1 rRNA gene (cut by a window edge) is annotated in these 1180 nt (G+C 57.1%); it reads left to right on the top strand.

The features are described from left to right. A 23S ribosomal RNA gene (locus ACWGKT_RS48360) occupies positions 1-1180 on the top strand (its annotated part continues 1284 nt past the right edge of the window); the annotation flags it as partial.

Below are 1180 nucleotides of genomic sequence, written 5' to 3'. Positions count from 1 at the left end.
TAGTAGCGCGCTCAAGACCCGAAGCGGAGTGATCTAGCCATGGGCAGGTTGAAGCGGAGGTAAGACTTCGTGGAGGACCGAACCCACCAGGGTTGAAAACCTGGGGGATGACCTGTGGTTAGGGGTGAAAGGCCAATCAAACTCCGTGATAGCTGGTTCTCCCCGAAATGCATTTAGGTGCAGCGTCGTGTGTTTCTTGCCGGAGGTAGAGCACTGGATAGGCGATGGGCCCTACCGGGTTACTGACCTTAGCCAAACTCCGAATGCCGGTAAGTGAGAGCGCGGCAGTGAGACTGTGGGGGATAAGCTCCATGGTCGAGAGGGAAACAGCCCAGAGCATCGACTAAGGCCCCTAAGCGTACGCTAAGTGGGAAAGGATGTGGAGTCGCACAGACAACCAGGAGGTTGGCTTAGAAGCAGCCACCCTTGAAAGAGTGCGTAATAGCTCACTGGTCTAGTGATTCCGCGCCGACAATGTAGCGGGGCTCAAGCGTACCGCCGAAGTCGTGTCATTCGTACATACAGGGCCAACGCCTGTACGGATGGGTAGGGGAGCGTCGTCTGCCGGGTGAAGCGGCACCGGAAGGTAGTCGTGGACGGTTGACGAGTGAGAATGCAGGCATGAGTAGCGATACAAACGTGAGAAACGTTTGCGCCGATTGACTAAGGGTTCCTGGGTCAAGCTGATCTGCCCAGGGTAAGTCGGGACCTAAGGCGAGGCCGACAGGCGTAGTCGATGGATAACCGGTTGATATTCCGGTACCCGCTGTGAAGCGTCAAACATTGAATCAGGCGATGCTAAGTCCGTGAAGCCGCCCCGGAGCCTTCGGGCAAAGGGGAGTGGTGGAGCCGACGGACCAGACTTGTAGTAGGTGAGTGATGGGGTGACGCAGGAAGGTAGTCCATCCCGGGCGGTGGTTGTCCCGGGGTAAGGGTGTAGGCCGCAAGGTAGGCAAATCCGCCTTGCATACGGCTGAGACCTGATGCCGAGCCGATTGTGGTGAAGTGGATGATCCTATGCTGTCGAGAAAAGCCTCTAGCGAGTTTCATGGCGGCCCGTACCCTAAACCGACTCAGGTGGTCAGGTAGAGAATACCGAGGCGTTCGGGTGAACTATGGTTAAGGAACTCGGCAAAATGCCCCCGTAACTTCGGGAGAAGGGGGGCCACACCTGGTGAGA

The organism is Streptomyces sp. NPDC054794 (genome assembly GCF_053611585.1).
The sequence above is the reverse complement of the archived record's forward strand: the minus strand, read 5'-3'. Positions and strand labels throughout refer to the sequence as shown.